Consider the following 16,265-nt stretch of genomic DNA (forward strand, 5'->3'; position numbering starts at 1 on the left):
CCAACTGATATAGATACAGGTGTACACTGTGAGTATACATGGTGAAAGATAAAAGAGGCTTACAGTTGCCTGCTTAGAGAAAGGAAGAGAAGGTTGAGGAAGCGAACCCAATGGATCCTGCTCTCCATCATTATTCTGTTGATAGTGCTCATCGGTCTCTACCGGTTCTACATATATATTCACGAGGATACTTGGGAAGCCGAAAGGGCGGCGGTTCAGCAAGCCAAACAGGAGACAGAACTGGTCCGCAGCGATGAGGTATGGAAGTCGGTCTGGGACAAGGTTTGCTTTGTGATTCAAGGACAGGATGAGGATGGGCGGGAGATTATGGTCTGGTTACCGCAAGACGGGAAACCGGAAGTCCGCCTGTTGTCTGAAGGCAAGTCCGAAGACCAGATCAGAGGGATCATCAAGGAAACGTTGCCGGATATCGAGGTGGTCCGTCTGTTGCCGGGAATTTATAATGACCAGTTGGTCTGGCAATTGTTCTACAAGCAGCAAGCCCATCATTATTATCGGTTCTTCAGCTTCAGTACCGGCGAACCTTTGTCAGAGGTATTTACGTTACCTAATCGTTGACATGACATAGCAGTTTCGAAGTTCAGGATGCAGACCTGATCTTTCGAAACTGTTTTTTTGTTTTCCATTCTTTTTTTTCGAATTTTGATATACGGTATGATATACTATTGTTTGTAACAATGATATACAAAAAGATATAATTAATTCTATATTTGAAGCTGCCTTATGGCGGAATAATTTATTACAGATAAAGGAGGCAAACGCGTGAAACTGCGTGTTGGACGAGTTGCTGCCAGTATCGTCATTTCCGGAGTTGTACTGTTCGGCGGTTGGTTCCTTTACCAAGAATGGGCAATAGAACGCCCGCTGGAGAACTTGTTAAAGGATGTTGAAGGTGTGAGTCAGGTGCAGCTGGATATACAGCCTAAGGAGCTTGGTGTCAAGCTGGATTTGGTACCAGGTACCGATTTGGGAGCTGTGATTCGGCATTTGGAGCAGGATGGGAAGAAGCAAATCGGCACCCGTGAATTGAAGATAGATGTGGCGGACAATGCTTCTCCGGAATTGAACGAGCTATGGGAGAATGCCATGTTTGCTGTCGCTCAGGCGATGGAGAACAAGCAATATACGGAGATTACGGCAGCTCTGGAGCAAATGGAACAAGATCATAAAGAACTCAAAGCCACGGCGGAAATGGACAATGAGTATGTCTATATCACATTAACGGACGGGCAAAGCAGTAAGTTTATTATTTTGCCGCGTACGCCACAGCGGATGGGGGTATGGCCTAATGCGTAGATGGATGGTGGAGGTTGCTGTTGGTTTTGTCCCTGTACTGCTTATATTTCTAGGGATAACCGGCGTAGTGAACATGATTCCCCTCCTGTTATCGCTGGTGATGCTCGGCGCATTGTTGATGGCGATTAAAATGCGCGGAGGCGGACTGGCGATCGGAGCCGGTCAGGAACGAAAACGCAAGAAGCGCGCTCCGGCCAAATTGACGTTTGATCAAATTGGAGGTCAAGAGAGCGCCAAGCAAGAGCTGAGGGAAGCACTGGATTTTATGGTGCGGCATGAGGAAATCAGCAAATTTGGCATTCGCCCCATTAAGGGGATTTTGCTTACCGGACCTCCGGGAACCGGGAAGACGTTGCTGGCCAAAGCGGCTGCTTACTACACCAATGCTGTATTCGTAGCGGCCTCGGGTAGTGAGTTCGTGGAAATGTATGTTGGCGTGGGGGCCAGCCGGATTCGTGAGCTGTTCAAGGAGGCCCGAACTCGTGCAGCTAAGGAAAACAAAGAGAACGCTGTTATTTTTATTGATGAAATTGAAGTCATTGGTGGCAAGCGGGAAGGCGGACAGCAACGCGAGTATGATCAGACCTTGAACCAGTTGCTGACCGAGATGGATGGGATTTATTCTTCGGATACCCCACGCATCTTGCTCGTTGCCGCGACTAACCGTAAGGAGATGCTGGATAGTGCCTTACTGCGTCCGGGACGCTTCGATCGGCATATTCAGGTAGACTTGCCGGACAAGAAAGGGCGCCGCAGCATTCTGGAACTGCACGCGGCCAACAAGCCGATGCAGGACAACGTCGATTTGGACAAGGTGGCCGAAGAATCCTTTGGCTTCTCCGGGGCTCAGCTTGAGAGTGTCATGAACGAGGCAGCGATTTATGCGATGCGTGATAAGCTGGAGCAAATTGCCCCCGAGCATTTGTCGATGGCGATCGACAAGGTACTCATGGGCGAGAAGACCGATCGTCAAGCAGCGGAAGAAGAGAAACGCCGGGTTGCGGTTCATGAACTGGGACATGCGATTGCTGCCGAGGTTGTAGCGCCGGGCAGTGTCAGCCAGGTTGCGCTTAGTCCACGTGGTAGGGCGCTGGGGTATGTTCGGCACAATCCTCAGGACGAGAAGTACCTGTATACGAAGCCTTATTTGGAAGGCCAAATTATGATTGCCCTAGCAGGAGCAGCCGCAGAAGAAATCTATTACGGTGGACGTAGCACGGGCTCCAGCAATGACTTTGAGCAGGCATTGAATATCGTCCAGACGATGATGACTTCGGGCCTGACTTCACTAGGAATTGTGAATATGGAGATGGTGACAACCGAAGTCCTGATGAACGAAAATTCACGGATTTTGGACGAGCTTGCGGGCAGAACCAAGGAAATGCTGCTGAAGCATGCGGCCGTATTCGACAAATCCCTGCATATTTTGCTACAGGAGGAACGCCTTTCGGGGGAACAGTTCCGTTGCCAATTTAGTGACAGTATGGATTTACCGGCATAATTCGCTATGCCGGTTATTCTTTTTACTTTTTCTTCGTGCTAAGATATTATTATATGTTGGGTATAGGAAGATGTATTATTCGACATCCAGGGAACCATATTATGTACAGAAGATGAAAGGATGGAGCGAGAGAACCATGAATTACAAAAAAATAGGTGTCATCGGTGGCGGCACAATGGGGCAAGGCATCAGTGAGATGCTCGCGGCCAAGGGCCTGGACGTATTGCTCGTGGAAGAAACGACCGAGAAGCTGAACCATGCCTATAGCATGATTGAGACAAGCCTCGACAAGCAATTGGAGAAATGGGCAATTACGAAGGCTGAGAAAAAATTGATCTTATCCCGAATCCATAAAGTAACTCATTTTGCCGAACTTGGTACCTGCGATATGGTTATCGAGAGTATTTCGGAAGATTTGGATGCCAAAAAAGAGGTATTCAAGCAGTTGGATCAGGTATGTCCTAGCAATATTATTCTTGCCAGCAACACCTCGACTTTGAGTCTGACCGAAATTGCCGGAGGAACCATTTATCCGGAACGTGTGATTGGCATGCACTTTATTTATCCTGTTGCCAAAATTAATCTGGTCGAAATCATTCGTGGTCTGAAAACCTCTGAAACGACCTTCGAAGAAACGAAACGTTTCGTAGAAGAAGTAGTGGAGAAACGCGGTGTGATGGTCTATGAATCGCCGGGCTTTGTGACGTCCCGGATTATTTGCGTTATGATCAACGAAGCTTTGCATGTGCTCGGAGAAGGCGTGGCTTCAGCGGAAGAGATTGACGAAGCTATGCGCGTTGGATATCAATTTCAATATGGCCCGCTGGAAATGGCGGACCGCTTTGGTCTGGATTCCGTGCTTGCCGCGCTGGAGCGTATGTTCCGTGAATTTGGCGAATTGAAATATCGTCCTTCCTTTGTACTGAAGAAGATGGTTCGTGCCGGACACCTGGGTGTAAAAACGGGTGAAGGGTTCTTCAAATACGACAAGGATGGTGATCGACTGTGAAGGTATTAGTAATCAATGCGGGCAGTTCTTCCCTTAAATATCAATTGTACAACATGACAGACGAATCAGTATTGGCCAAAGGCCTAGTAGAGCGAATTGGCATGGATTCTTCGATCCTTAACCATAAGCCAACTGGCAAGGAAGAAGTGACAGAAGTTAGTGAAATTCTGGAGCACACAACGGCTATTCGTAAAGTGCTTGATAAGCTGACGGACCCAGAGCATGGCGTGATTGAATCCATCGGTGAGATCGAAGCCGTCGGACATCGTGTTGTGCATGGTGGGGAATACTTCAAAGGCTCAGCCTTAGTAACACCTGAGGCGAAAGCGGAGATTCGCCGTCTGTTCGACTTGGCTCCGCTACATAATCCGCCAGCCATCATGGGGATTAACGCGGCAGAGATTAATATGCCGGGCATACCACAGGTAGTTGCGTTCGATACGGCCTTCCACCAAACGATGGAAGAGAAGGTTTATCTGTACCCTATTCCAAGAGTGCTATACAAGAAGCATCACGTTCGCCGTTACGGTGCGCATGGTACTTCTCATCAATATGTCAGCCGGATAACAGCAGAATATCTGGACCGTCCGATCGAAGACTTGAAGATTATCACTTGCCATATCGGCAATGGTGCCAGCCTGACAGCCGTTAAGGGCGGAGTTTCTGTGGACACCTCCATGGGTCTGACTCCATTGGAAGGTCTGATGATGGGAACGCGCAGTGGCGATCTGGACCCAACGGTCGTTACCTTCGTGATGAACAAGGAAGACTTGTCGATCAGCGAAGTCAATTCCATGCTGAACAAGCATAGTGGACTTTTGGCGATTTCCGGCAGCAGCAGTGATATGCGTGACATCACGGATGGCTGGGAAGAAGGCAAGCCGAACGAAACGCTTGCTTTTGAAATGTATGAATATCGCTTGCGCAAATATATCGGTGCTTACGCAGCAGCCATGAACGGCGTTGACGCTATTGTCTTCACTGCGGGTGTTGGCGAGAACTCGGTCATTGTGCGGGAGAAAGTGCTTGAGAACCTCACTTACCTGGGTATTGAGATTGATAAAGAGTTGAACAAAGTACGTTCCGGCGATCCGCGCCGCATTTCTACCCCGAACTCCAAGGTAGAGGTTCTGGTTATCCCGACAAATGAAGAGCTGATGATTGCCCGTGATACCCTGAACATCGTGCAGGAATCGAATTAGTAGCGGCGAATTATAAGCATAAGAATTTTAAACCATTTTAGAGTGATGTTAGAGGAGAGATAAAGGCATGGCGGTCAAAACTGTGATTCGTCAAGTGAATGAGCACGTTGGAGAGACGGTAGTTATCGGTAGCTGGCTTAACAACAAACGCTCTAGCGGCAAAATTCAATTTTTGCAGCTTCGCGACGGAACGGGCTATATTCAGGCAGTTGTGGTGAAAAGCGAAGTATCGGAGGATACCTGGAACAATGCCAAGAGCTTGACTCAGGAGTCTTCGATGTACGTAACGGGTGTTATCCGTGAGGAGCCCCGGAGCCAATCGGGCTATGAAATGACGGTAACGGAGATTGAAATCCTTCATTTGACCGAGAACTATCCGATTACGCCAAAAGAACACGGTGTTGATTTCCTGATGGATCACCGCCACTTGTGGTTGCGCTCGGCCAAGCAACGGGCGGTAATGGTGATTCGGGCCGAAATTATCCGCGCGGTACAGCAATTTTTCGATCAAAACGGGTTCACCTTGGTTGACCCGCCAATCCTTACGCCAACCTCGGCGGAAGGGACTACAAATCTGTTCCACACGAAATACTTTGAGGAAGATGCTTATCTGACGCAAAGTGGCCAGTTGTATATGGAAGCAGCGGCAATGGCGCTTGGCAAGGTGTATTCGTTTGGGCCAACCTTCCGGGCAGAGAAGTCCAAGACGCGTCGGCATCTGATCGAATTTTGGATGATTGAACCGGAGATGGCCTTCACTGATCATGAGGAAAGCCTTCAGGTACAGGAGAATTTCATTACCTTTGTCGTGCAGTCTGTGCTGAAAAATTGCCGGGCTGAGCTTGAGGCGGTAGGGCGCGATGTATCCAAATTGGAGAATATCCAAACACCGTTCCCACGGATTACTTATGATGAAGCAATTGACTACTTGCATACTCAAGGCTTTGATATTCCTTGGGGTGAGGATTTTGGAGCACCTCATGAGACGGCAATTGCCGAAGGTTATGACAAGCCAGTCTTCATCACGCATTATCCTGCGGGAATTAAGGCGTTCTACATGAAGCCAGATCCTAATCGTCCGGAGGTTGTATTATGTGCCGACATGATTGCGCCGGAAGGATACGGCGAGATCATTGGGGGTTCCCAGCGGATCGATGACCCCGAGCTGATGGAAGCTCGCTTCAAGGAGCATCAATTGTCACCGGAGACCTACCAATGGTATCTTGACCTTCGTAAATACGGCTCAGTACCGCACTCAGGCTTTGGTCTGGGGTTGGAGCGGACCGTAGCTTGGTTATGCGGACTGGATCATGTGCGTGAGACCATTCCGTTCCCACGGATGCTGTATCGCCTGTATCCTTGATTTGGATAACAGGGGGAGAATAACCTATGTATGAGAGCAATCAGTCATGGGCCAAAGGCATCGCCTTGGGGTTGGCGGCGGGAACGGTTCAGGTTCCCTTCCCACTACTGCTTCATTACCGCAAGCTGGGCCTGAGCGACATGGAGGCCATGCTGCTCATTCAATTGTTGACCTTTCAACAGGCGGAGCATAATGAATTTCCATCTATTGAGCAACTGGAGCACCGGATGGAGACCGAGCCCGGTATGATCGCTCCCATCCTTCGCCGCTTATTGAAGGATGGGTGGCTCAGCATTGACGAGAACACCGATGAACTGACCGACATTCGCTCAGAGCGCTATAATTTGACGGGAATGTATGATCAACTTGGCCGTTTCTTGGCCGAGAACTCGTCTTCCTCCAGGCAGCGTAAAGTAGCGGAACCAGTGAAGGATGTTGGCCGGGAAGAAGAGCAGGAGCGCAACCTGTTTGTGATATTTGAGAAGGAATTTGCTCGTACGCTATCTCCCATGGAGTTCGAAACGATCTCCGGCTGGGTCGATCAGGACCGTTACCCAGAGGAGCTAATTCTGTTAGCCTTGAAGGAAGCGGTATTTGCCGGCAAGGTGCACTTTCGTTATATCGACAGGATTTTGCTGGAGTGGAGCCGCAACCGGGTGCGCACTGCCGAGGATGCCAAGGCATATACGCAACGTTTTCGTAGCAATTATCGATAACCCTACAACCAGGAATGACTACTGTAATACGCAGTGGAGGTTCCTGGTTTTTTCTTTGTTCATTTTACATACTTGTGGAATTCAGAATATACTAATCACGTATTAACATCGTATGCTGGGAGAAGAAATCAGAGGTTAGGCGAATTTGAAGCTGGGGGTAGTTGTTGATGCAAGGGTGGATTATCTATAAGAGCTCGGTGAATGACGTCAAGCCGGAAACGTATGAGCTGCAGCGGTTGGTCGAAGAGGCTAACAAGCAAGATATTGATGTACGGGTGCTTTCCCCCGAGCAGTTAGAGCTAATTGTGACCAGAGATGATCGCAAAAGTGTGATGGTTGATGGGGAAGTTGTGCAGCTTCCTGATTTTGTACTGCCTCGCATGGGGGCGAACACCAACTACTTTGGTCTGGCACTCATCCGCCATTTGGAGCGATTGGGAGTACGTACCTTTAACTCTGCCCAAAGCATCGACACTGTGAAGGACAAGCTATTTACGTTGCAAATCCTTGCTGAATATAATTTGCCCGTGCCAAAGACGATGCTTATTCGCTCAAAGGTGGATGTTGATTTGGTAGAGAAGCATCTGGGGTTTCCGGTAGTTGTGAAGACGATATCGGGGTCACAGGGGAGTGGAGTATTTCTGGCCGAAACGAAATCCAAATTTACGGACTTATTAGAAATGATCAGTGCCTACAAAGAAAATGCCACTATGATCTTGCAGGAATTCGTGGAATCCAGCCGAGGCATGGACTTGCGGGTGCTGACGATTGGCGGACGAGCCGTAGCTGCAATGAAAAGAAGCTCTGGCAATGATAGCTTTAAGGCTAATTTTTCTCGGGGTGGATTTGTGGAGCCTTATGAGATTAACCCGGAAATTGAATGGCTGGCTCTGGAAACAGCACGATTGCTCAATCTGGATATTGCCGGCATTGATCTACTCTTTGACGGCGATCATTATAAAATTTGTGAAGCCAATTCGTCTCCTGGATTTGAAGGCTTGGAGTCCTGCTGTCAAGTTAATATCGCTGAAGAAATATACAATTTTCTGAGAGTAAGATTAAATGTATTTCAATAAATGACGAATATTACCATCGCGTATAAGAGAGGTTTTTTGATACGCTCATAGGAGACAGACTGTAGTGAAGCAAAAAAATGTTGTGTTTTGGGGATTTCTTATATTGATGTTGACCCTGGGCGCCAGCGATAGTCTGCGAGGCGTCTTTTCTGTGATCTTTGCTGAACACTTTCATCTGACGACACATCAGGCGGCACAAATTGTGACGGTCAGCTATGCCGGTAATCTTGTTTTTTTGCTGATTGGCGGTAGATTAACAGACCGGTTCCCACGCAAAACAGCGATGCTAGCCATACTGTTAATCTGGATGCTGGCCTTATTATTGTTTATTTTTAGCGATAACTTCTATGTTGTCTTGATTGGGATGTTCTTTGCTATGGGGGCCTCCACCTTGCTGAGCACGACGATCAATATTGTGACACCTTTATTGTTTGCGACCACCCCTGGACTCGCGGTGAACTTCTTGTTCTTTGTGCAAGGTGTGGGGACAAGCGGAAGTCAGGGTCTCACGGGGAATTTGGCATCGGATTTCCACGATTGGAAGCTAACCAATGTGCTCTTGCTTGTGCTGGGCCTGGTGGCTTTCTTGCTTATTATGCTGAATCGGGTTCCTGATCATCGCATTCATGGACAAGCAGGAGCAGATGAATCGGGAGAGTACCGATTCAGGAATATACTAGCCAACCGTTCCTTTATACCGGTGGTGCTGTTATTTGGCTTTTATTTTATAGCCGAGCATGGGATTATGAATTGGCTGGTAGCTTATGGCACGCAGCATTTGGCTTTATCCAAGGGGACGGCAGCAAATGCGCTAGCGATTTTTTTTGGTGGAATTACGGCGGGACGATTCATTTTCTCACCGCTTATTGATAGATTAGGCATTCACCGAAGTATTACGATATTTACCCTGGGAGCGAGCCTTTTGTATGTAGTCGGAATTTTAGGCGGTGCTTCTACCCTATGGTTGCTAAGTGCGAGTGGATTGTTTTTCTCGATTTTATACCCAACGATGGTCATGATGCTTCAGTCTATTTTCCCTGCAAGTATGATCTCCACCGCGACGGGGGCTGTCATTAGTGTAGCTTCGTTATTTGATATCGGGTTTAACATTTTCTTCGGTAAAATGGTGGATCTGGTTGGTTACGAACGCAGCTTCCTGGTCCTGCCAGCCAGCATGTTGCTATTTGTGGTGATCTATTTCGGATTCGTACGGGAACGGCGCAATAGCTTCAAAAAAGTTTGACGGGATATGCAGGGGTAAGGCAGAGGAGTGTCGTCTATTTATTTGGGAGGAGGGGAGAGTCATCGACGAAGCATCATTTATATTAAAATTCCAGCGGGGCGAGCATACCGTATTTCCGTGGCTGGTTCGTGAATATGGAACCTATATATACCGGGTTGCCTATTCCGTACTGCATGATGCGAAAGAGGCGGAGGATGCAGCCCAGGAAACCTTCCTGCAAATATATAAATCTCTCCCGAGTTACCGTTCCCAAGGGTTGAAAACGTGGATGACTCGCATTGCTGTCAACAAGTCGATCGATATCAAGCGCAAGCGGGATCGCCGTCAGGAGGAGCAATGGGACCCTGCCGATCTTGAAATGCAGTTACCCGGAGAAGTGGATGATCATATCATAGGGTTGTTGGAAGCCGAGCGGAACCAGGAACTTCGTGAGAAGATCGAACGATTGCCAGAGGGACACCGCCGCATTGTTACGGAGTTTTATCTGGAAGGCAAGAGCCATGAACAGATTGCTCAAGAATCAGGCGTAACGCTGAAGACGGTAGAATCGAAATTATATCGGGCTAGAGCTTATATCCGAGATCATTGGCCGAAGGAGGAATGGGGATGAGTGGCAAGAAGGTAACCGAACAAGTCTTGTGGGATGGCTATATCAGCGGAACTATGGACCCGGAAGAAGAGCAGCGTCTGGAGGCGTTGCTGTTGCAGGATGAGCAGGCGTTCAAGGCCTATGCTGCCGTTCTTTCTTCCCAGGAATCAACGCTGCCGGGGCCGGAAGATGAGGAACTTTATTTGCAAAGGCTGTTAGGCGCAATACCACAGGAGAAAGCTGAGCCTGTACAGGCGGAGCGCAAAAAAACATGGAGCAGGCATCCATTGTTTCATTACGCCGTGGCGGCAGCCATTACCGGGCTGCTGATGGGATGTGGCTTATTTGACCAATTGTCTTCAGGAACGAGTGAGTGGATACATCGTCCTCAGCAGAGTGCTCCACTGAGTGAACGGATGCTGGATATAACCGTCCAATGGGTAGATACCTGGAGACGTTAACCAAGATCTATAGCATAGTGTTTTGAACATAGAAAGGAAGGATGAACCATGCCTTATCAACGTAGCCGAATGCTGGCATGTATATTAAATTTAATCCCGGGCTTCGGGCATTTATATTGGGGAAGAAAGTTTAAGGGAGCGGCCTACCTGATCCTGCTGTTTGGAGGATTGCTGTTTGGCGTTGTAGTGAGTTTGCTTGCACAGAGTGAGGAGCTTTTCTTTATTACATTGATTTGTGCAGCTATTCTATGGGGGATATCGATGCTGGATTTGTCAATTACCATGCTTCGTGATCCGCAAGTGCCCTCAGGAGGATATGATCCGGCGATTGCTCCTTCACATGCAGGAATGGAGCAGGAGAAGTTCTTTACCATATTGCTGTCTTTTGTGCCGGGGCTGGGTCATTTCCAACTTGGTCTGATGCAGCGGGGATTATCTTTTCTAATTTCCTTCTTCGGTGTCATTACCATGATGTTTTTTATTACCGGAGTGACCGGGGAGTCGGTGTTCCTCCTGCTTCTTGGTTTGCTGCCGATCATCTGGCTTTACTGTATGTTTGATGTGGTACAGCTTGTGCATCGGAAGCAGGCGGGTGAGTTGTTGCTTGATCGATCCTTGCTTGATGAATGGGAGCAAGGACGCGTGGAAGGGCGGCGTAGCAAGGTGCTGGCCACGCTATTGTCGGCATTTCCCGGCGCGGGACAGATGTACCTTGGTCTCCAGAAGCGGGGCTTGCAAATGATGGTACTGTTTCTGGGAAGCTTTTATATTATTGATGTCCTGCGACTATCCGTGTTTCTATTCGTGGTTCCGGTCATTTGGTTCTATTGCTTCTTTGATGGGCTGCAGCAGACCAGCAGGTATGGAATTCTGCCGATGGAGGATCAGCCGTTAATGGAGATGCGGGGACGTTACCAGCATTGGCTGGGTGTTGTTCTTATTATTCTGGGAATTTATTTTGTCGGGATGGAGCTAGTGGTACCCTGGCTGAATTCCTGGTATCCCGAGCTTCGCTTGTACTTCCGAATCGACCAGTATCTTCGTCCCGTCATTGTATCCGTATTGCTGATTGGCGGAGGCATCAAGTTACTTGCTGTTCATAAGCGGCAAAGTCGGAGCAGATACGACGAGGAATTGTAGGAATTGTAATAGGCTGGATTTCATAGAGAGAAGATGCCCATGGGATATTTATTACACCGCAAGAAGTGAATTAGCTGCTATATTTGTAACTTATCCGCCAGGTCACCCGTATGTTAATCGTTGCAGGTGATCAGTAACTGCAAAATAGACTGCTTTTTGCTAAATCCCATGGGAGGTACACCATGAATAACTGGATCACGGAATTTATGGAGCAGTTTGGCTATTTTGGCGTTTTTCTGCTCATTGCACTGGAGAATGTGTTCCCCCCGATTCCATCGGAGGTGATTCTGACATTCGGAGGCTTCATGACCACCTACACTAATCTGACGATACCGGGCGTAATTATCGCTTCGACATTAGGTTCGGTGCTGGGTGCCGTGATTCTGTACGGTGTTGGTTATTTGGTCAATGTAGACCGGCTAGAGGGCTGGATTGATCGCTATGGACGATTCTTGCGACTGAAGAAGGAAGATATTCGCCGGGCAGACCGGTGGTTTGAACGCTACGGGTATTGGACGGTGCTATTCTGCCGTATGGTTCCTTTGATTCGGAGTCTGATCTCGGTGCCTGCTGGGATGGCGAAAATGAAATTAGGCTTGTTCCTGCTGTTTACTACTATGGGTACGCTGATCTGGAATATTGCGCTCGTGTGGGTTGGAGCGGCTGTTGGAGGCTCCTGGGAACAAATCGTTGACTTCATGGACGTCTATTCCACCTTTGCCTATATTGTCATTGCCATCGGCGGAATATGCCTGCTACTGTTATGGTTGCGCAAACGCAGGAATACCATCGCCCAGCAAAATAGCAGCCAGGAAAATCAGGGATAGGCAAGGGAGATGCAGGTACAATGAGTTTTTGGGAAATAATGAAGGCTATCATATTGGGTCTGGTCGAAGGACTGACGGAATTTGCTCCTGTCTCTTCCACAGGGCATATGATTATTGTTGATGATATGTGGTTGCAAACCGAGCAACTGCTGGCATCTAAATATGTAGCCAATACGTTTAAAGTAGTTATACAACTTGGCTCCATTTTGGCGGTGCTGGTCGTATTTCGCAATCGATTTATCGACTTGCTGGGCCTATCGCGATTTATGCCTGGAAGCCGTCCATCCGAGGGGCCCCGGCTTAAGCTGATGCAGGTTATTGTCGGCCTGATTCCGGCCGGAATTCTTGGTTTACTATTCGAGGATTTCATCGACGAGCATTTATTCTCTACATCGACGGTGCTGATCGGTCTGGTGGTCGGCGCACTGCTGATGATTGCCGCAGACCGGTTTAGACCGAAGCGTATACATACGGAGACTGTGGATCAAATAACGTACAAGCAGGCCTTAATGATTGGACTGTTCCAGTGTATATCCATCTGGCCTGGATTTTCCCGCTCCGGCTCGACGATTTCAGGCGGGGTGCTGCTTGGTTTAAGCTATCGGGCGGCGGCAGACTTCACCTTTATTATGGCAGTGCCAATTATGGCCGGAGCCAGTGCATTATCATTAATGAAGAACCTACAATATTTTACGCCGGAGGTTCTGCCGTTTTTTATTTTCGGTTTTATTAGCGCCTTTGTGTTCGCGCTATTGTCAATCCGCTTCTTCCTGAAGCTGATTGATCGAATCAAGCTGTTGCCCTTTGCGATTTACCGCATTGTGCTTGCCATCCTGATCTGGGTTATTTACTTCTAAGTTTCAGCTATGGCTAAGGCCCTCCTCGTGCATGATGACGGGGAGGGCCTTTATTTATCCATAACACTATCCGCAGGTACAGTTCAGTACGGGCTTGCGTGCGGCCCCGGTTTCGTCCAGGCGGGTCACTGGCGTTGTATGTGGAGCATTGTGCAACATCTCGGGGGCCGTCTTGGCCTCTTGGGCAATTGCAATCATGACCTCGATAAAGCCATCCAGTGTCTCCTTACTTTCCGTTTCTGTCGGTTCAATCATGATGCATTCCTCTACATTCAGTGGAAAGTAGATGGTTGGCGGGTGGTAACCGAAGTCCAGCAAGCGCTTGGCGACATCGAGGGTCCGCACGCCGTAGGGCGTGAGACTGCTGCCTGACATAACGAATTCATGCTTGCAATGTTGCTCGGGATAGGGCATGTCATAATACGGCGCCAGCCGTTTCATCATATAGTTGGCGTTCAGTACGGCATCCTCCGATACCTGACGCAGTCCATCCGGACCAAAGCTGCGAATGTAGGCATAGGCACGGACCAGAATGCCAAAGTTGCCATAGAAGGCTTTCACCCGACCGATGGAGTGCGTAGATAAGGTATTGCCTGCTCCTTCAGCGCTGTGATTCTCCGCCCGGATCCCAGAGATAGCATAATGCCCTTGATCGTCCTTGACAACCAAAGGCTCTGGCAGGAAGGGGATCAGCCATTGCTTCACGCCAACCGGTCCTGCACCAGGTCCGCCACCACCATGCGGAGTGCTCATGGTCTTATGCAAATTGAGATGCACCACATCAAAGCCCATATCCCCAGGGCGCGTAATACCCATAATAGCATTGGAATTGGCACCATCATAATATAATAATCCTCCGGCTTGGTGCACAATATCGGCAATCTCTATAATATGCTCCTCGAATAAACCAAGCGTATTCGGGTTGGTGAGCATGAGTGCAGCGGTATCATCGCCGGCGGCAGCCCGTAGGGCTTCCAAATCAACCATTCCATTGGCTGTAGAAGGGATGGTTACCGTTTGAAATCCAGCTACAGCAGCGCTTGCCGGGTTGGTGCCATGAGAGGAATCAGGCACGATAACCTTGGACCGTTGCTGCTGACCACGGCTTTCATGAAAGGCACGTATCATCATCAATCCGGTCCATTCACCGTGGGCACCAGCGGCGGGTTGCAAGGTCATGGCATCCATGCCGGTAATTCCGGCCAGGTCCTGTTGCAGGGTATACATCAGTTCCAGAGCGCCCTGCACACTTTCTTCCGGTTGATAGGGATGAATCTTGGCAAAGCCGGCATAACGGGCTACATCCTCGTTGACTTTGGGGTTGTACTTCATGGTGCAGGAGCCAAGAGGATAAAATCCGTTATCCACGCCAAAATTGCGACGGGAGAGGGCCGTGTAGTGCCGGATGACGTCTACCTCATAGACTTCGGGAAAAGCCAAACCTTCCTGGCGTAGCATACCCTCTGGTATCAGATTCTCCTTGGGCATGGCGGGAACATCGCAAGGGGGTAAGGAATAACCGATCCGCCCGGAACGGCTGTGTTCAAAAATCAGCCTTTCTTCCGAATGGTTCTCTCTCATATTGAGCATATCCATTCCTCCATAACCTTGGCAAATTGGTCAATTTCCGCTTTGCTGCGTTTTTCAGTGACGGCAATCAGAACGTGATTTGGTAGTTCAGGGTAGCTGCGGTCCAGATCATAGCCCCCAATGAAGCCTTCCTCAAGCAGCTTACGTTGAAGTAGCTTGGGATTGACTCCTTCAGGCAGCCGGATGACGAACTCGTTGAAAGTTGCAGTTTGAAAGGCTAAGTCCACCCCCGGTATAGAGGTGAGACGGGTTTTGGCATAATGGCTCTTCTGCAAGTTCAGTTCCGCCACATCATGCATACCTTGCTTGCCCATGACTGACAAATATACCGAGGCTGCCAATGCAAGCAGAGCCTGATTTGAGCAAATATTGGAGGTAGCCTTCTCGCGGCGGATATGTTGCTCGCGGGCTTGTAGTGTCAGTACAAAGCCACGCTTGCCATTCCGGTCGGTCGTCTGGCCGACGATTCGTCCAGGGATGCGGCGCATATACGGCTCCGCTACGGCAAAGAATCCACAGGTTGGGCCGCCAAAGGAGGGAGCAATACCCAAGGGCTGTGCATCGCCTACAACGATATCGGCGCCTAGTTTGCCGGGAGCTTCCAGCAGACCAAGGGAGAGCGGATTGCTACTGACGACCAGCAGGCCACCATGCTCATGGACCCATTGACCGATCGTCTGGATATCCTCCAGAGCGCCAAAGAAATTCGGGTGCTGTACCAGTACCGCGGCGGTATCGCCAGAGATGGCGGAAGCCAGGGCCTCTTGATCGATTACTCCGTTACGCCAGCCGATCTCAACAATGTCCAGGCCGAGGCCACGGGCGTAGGTTGCTAGCACCTCGCGAGCTTCAGGATGCACAGTGCGGGCTACAATTAACTGCTTGCGTTTGGTAGCTGTAGCGGCTAGCGATCCGGCCTCGGCCAGTGCTGTCGCCCCGTCGTACATACTGGCGTTGGCGACTTTGAGTCCGGTGAGCTCACAGATATACGATTGAAATTCAAAGATGGCCTGCAATTCGCCCTGACTGATCTCCGGCTGATAGGGAGTATAGGCGGTATAGAATTCGGAACGGGAGACCACATGCTGAATAACAGAAGGGATATGGTGGTCGTAAATTCCCGCACCCAGAAAGCTGGCGTAACGGTCACTATCAGCATTGCGGTCCGCCAGGGCAGCCATATGCCGGGTCAGCGAATACTCATCCAAACGGGAGGATATGGGGAGTTCTCCCTGAAAGCGGATTGACTCCGGAATATCTGCGAATAAGGTCTGTACGGAATCAATTCCGATGGTGCGGAGCATCTCGCTGCGATCCTGCTCGGTTAATGGCAGATAACGATGTTTAGGCATAAGTTCAAAGCAACTCCTTTCA

16 protein-coding genes are annotated in these 16,265 nt (G+C 49.3%); 14 read left to right on the forward strand and 2 right to left on the reverse strand.

The window, feature by feature from the left end:
* Positions 1 to 93: 93 nt before the first annotated feature.
* From AC1VOR_RS09790 to AC1VOR_RS09855, 14 genes are all read left to right on the forward strand, one after another.
* Positions 94 to 579, forward strand: coding sequence for a cell wall elongation regulator TseB-like domain-containing protein (locus AC1VOR_RS09790; protein WP_482617431.1), 486 nt, complete (start codon positions 94 to 96; stop codon positions 577 to 579).
* Positions 580 to 783: 204 nt separating this feature from the next.
* Positions 784 to 1,317 carry a hypothetical protein gene (locus tag AC1VOR_RS09795; protein ID WP_482617432.1) on the forward strand — a complete coding sequence of 178 codons (534 nt, stop codon included), beginning with the start codon at positions 784 to 786 and terminating at the stop codon, positions 1,315 to 1,317.
* On the forward strand, positions 1,310 to 2,818 hold the full coding sequence (locus AC1VOR_RS09800; protein WP_482617433.1) for an AAA family ATPase: 1,509 nt from the start codon (positions 1,310 to 1,312) through the stop codon (positions 2,816 to 2,818). The genes AC1VOR_RS09795 and AC1VOR_RS09800 overlap by 8 nt, the downstream gene beginning before the upstream one ends.
* Positions 2,819 to 2,954: 136 nt before the next feature.
* Positions 2,955 to 3,827 carry a 3-hydroxyacyl-CoA dehydrogenase family protein gene (locus AC1VOR_RS09805; RefSeq protein WP_059052593.1) on the forward strand — a complete coding sequence of 291 codons (873 nt, stop codon included), beginning with the start codon at positions 2,955 to 2,957 and terminating at the stop codon, positions 3,825 to 3,827.
* Positions 3,824 to 5,029, forward strand: coding sequence for an acetate/propionate family kinase (locus AC1VOR_RS09810; RefSeq protein ID WP_482617434.1), 1,206 nt, complete (start codon positions 3,824 to 3,826; stop codon positions 5,027 to 5,029). The genes AC1VOR_RS09805 and AC1VOR_RS09810 overlap by 4 nt, the downstream gene beginning before the upstream one ends.
* 67 nt (positions 5,030 to 5,096) lie before the next feature.
* Complete coding sequence (gene asnS, locus AC1VOR_RS09815; RefSeq protein WP_482617435.1) at positions 5,097 to 6,392, forward strand: asparagine--tRNA ligase; 1,296 nt, start codon at positions 5,097 to 5,099, stop codon at positions 6,390 to 6,392.
* 26 nt (positions 6,393 to 6,418) lie between these two features.
* Positions 6,419 to 7,108: a DnaD domain-containing protein gene (locus AC1VOR_RS09820; RefSeq protein ID WP_482617436.1), complete on the forward strand. Its 690-nt coding sequence runs from the start codon at positions 6,419 to 6,421 to the stop codon at positions 7,106 to 7,108.
* A 167-nt stretch (positions 7,109 to 7,275) separates the two neighbouring features.
* Entirely contained in the window at positions 7,276 to 8,184 is a 909-nt protein-coding gene (locus AC1VOR_RS09825; RefSeq protein WP_059052600.1) for an ATP-grasp domain-containing protein, read from the forward strand.
* Positions 8,185 to 8,248: 64 nt separating this feature from the next.
* Entirely contained in the window at positions 8,249 to 9,427 is a 1,179-nt protein-coding gene (locus AC1VOR_RS09830; RefSeq protein ID WP_482617437.1) for an MFS transporter, read from the forward strand.
* Positions 9,428 to 9,596: 169 nt separating this feature from the next.
* Positions 9,597 to 10,037, forward strand: coding sequence for an RNA polymerase sigma factor (locus AC1VOR_RS09835; protein ID WP_482617696.1), 441 nt, complete (start codon positions 9,597 to 9,599; stop codon positions 10,035 to 10,037).
* Complete coding sequence (locus AC1VOR_RS09840; protein WP_482617438.1) at positions 10,034 to 10,477, forward strand: hypothetical protein; 444 nt, start codon at positions 10,034 to 10,036, stop codon at positions 10,475 to 10,477. Before AC1VOR_RS09835 ends, AC1VOR_RS09840 begins: the two co-directional genes overlap by 4 nt.
* A gap of 48 nt (positions 10,478 to 10,525) precedes the next feature.
* Positions 10,526 to 11,617, forward strand: coding sequence for a hypothetical protein (locus tag AC1VOR_RS09845; RefSeq protein WP_482617439.1), 1,092 nt, complete (start codon positions 10,526 to 10,528; stop codon positions 11,615 to 11,617).
* A gap of 182 nt (positions 11,618 to 11,799) precedes the next feature.
* Complete coding sequence (locus tag AC1VOR_RS09850) at positions 11,800 to 12,444, forward strand: DedA family protein (protein WP_482617440.1); 645 nt, start codon at positions 11,800 to 11,802, stop codon at positions 12,442 to 12,444.
* 20 nt (positions 12,445 to 12,464) lie between these two features.
* The gene (locus AC1VOR_RS09855) at positions 12,465 to 13,301 is read left to right on the forward strand and encodes an undecaprenyl-diphosphate phosphatase (protein WP_482617441.1); all 837 of its coding nucleotides are present in this window, start codon (positions 12,465 to 12,467) and stop codon (positions 13,299 to 13,301) included.
* A 66-nt stretch (positions 13,302 to 13,367) separates the two neighbouring features.
* Here AC1VOR_RS09855 and gcvPB read toward each other — a convergent pair whose 3' ends face one another.
* Entirely contained in the window at positions 13,368 to 14,891 is a 1,524-nt protein-coding gene (gcvPB, locus tag AC1VOR_RS09860; protein ID WP_482617442.1) for an aminomethyl-transferring glycine dehydrogenase subunit GcvPB, read from the reverse strand.
* Entirely contained in the window at positions 14,879 to 16,243 is a 1,365-nt protein-coding gene (gene gcvPA, locus AC1VOR_RS09865; RefSeq protein ID WP_482617443.1) for an aminomethyl-transferring glycine dehydrogenase subunit GcvPA, read from the reverse strand. Before gcvPA ends, gcvPB begins: the two co-directional genes overlap by 13 nt.
* Between the last annotated feature and the right edge of the window lie 22 nt (positions 16,244 to 16,265).

The organism is Paenibacillus sp. 1SOY10 (assembly GCF_056836745.1).

What these genes read in the sequence shown, in the direction of transcription:
- AC1VOR_RS09855 (WP_482617441.1), top strand. Translation starts at nt 12,465, where the DNA reads ATGAGTTTTTGGGAAATAATGAAGGCTATCATATTGGGTCTGGTCGAA.
- gcvPA (WP_482617443.1), bottom strand. Translation starts at nt 16,243, where the DNA reads ATGCCTAAACATCGTTATCTGCCATTAACCGAGCAGGATCGCAGCGAG.
- AC1VOR_RS09850 (WP_482617440.1), top strand. Translation starts at nt 11,800, where the DNA reads ATGAATAACTGGATCACGGAATTTATGGAGCAGTTTGGCTATTTTGGC.
- AC1VOR_RS09820 (WP_482617436.1), top strand. Translation starts at nt 6,419, where the DNA reads ATGTATGAGAGCAATCAGTCATGGGCCAAAGGCATCGCCTTGGGGTTG.
- AC1VOR_RS09825 (WP_059052600.1), top strand. Translation starts at nt 7,276, where the DNA reads ATGCAAGGGTGGATTATCTATAAGAGCTCGGTGAATGACGTCAAGCCG.
- gcvPB (WP_482617442.1), bottom strand. Translation starts at nt 14,891, where the DNA reads ATGCTCAATATGAGAGAGAACCATTCGGAAGAAAGGCTGATTTTTGAA.
- AC1VOR_RS09845 (WP_482617439.1), top strand. Translation starts at nt 10,526, where the DNA reads ATGCCTTATCAACGTAGCCGAATGCTGGCATGTATATTAAATTTAATC.
- asnS (WP_482617435.1), top strand. Translation starts at nt 5,097, where the DNA reads ATGGCGGTCAAAACTGTGATTCGTCAAGTGAATGAGCACGTTGGAGAG.
- AC1VOR_RS09805 (WP_059052593.1), top strand. Translation starts at nt 2,955, where the DNA reads ATGAATTACAAAAAAATAGGTGTCATCGGTGGCGGCACAATGGGGCAA.
- AC1VOR_RS09800 (WP_482617433.1), top strand. Translation starts at nt 1,310, where the DNA reads ATGCGTAGATGGATGGTGGAGGTTGCTGTTGGTTTTGTCCCTGTACTG.
- AC1VOR_RS09840 (WP_482617438.1), top strand. Translation starts at nt 10,034, where the DNA reads ATGAGTGGCAAGAAGGTAACCGAACAAGTCTTGTGGGATGGCTATATC.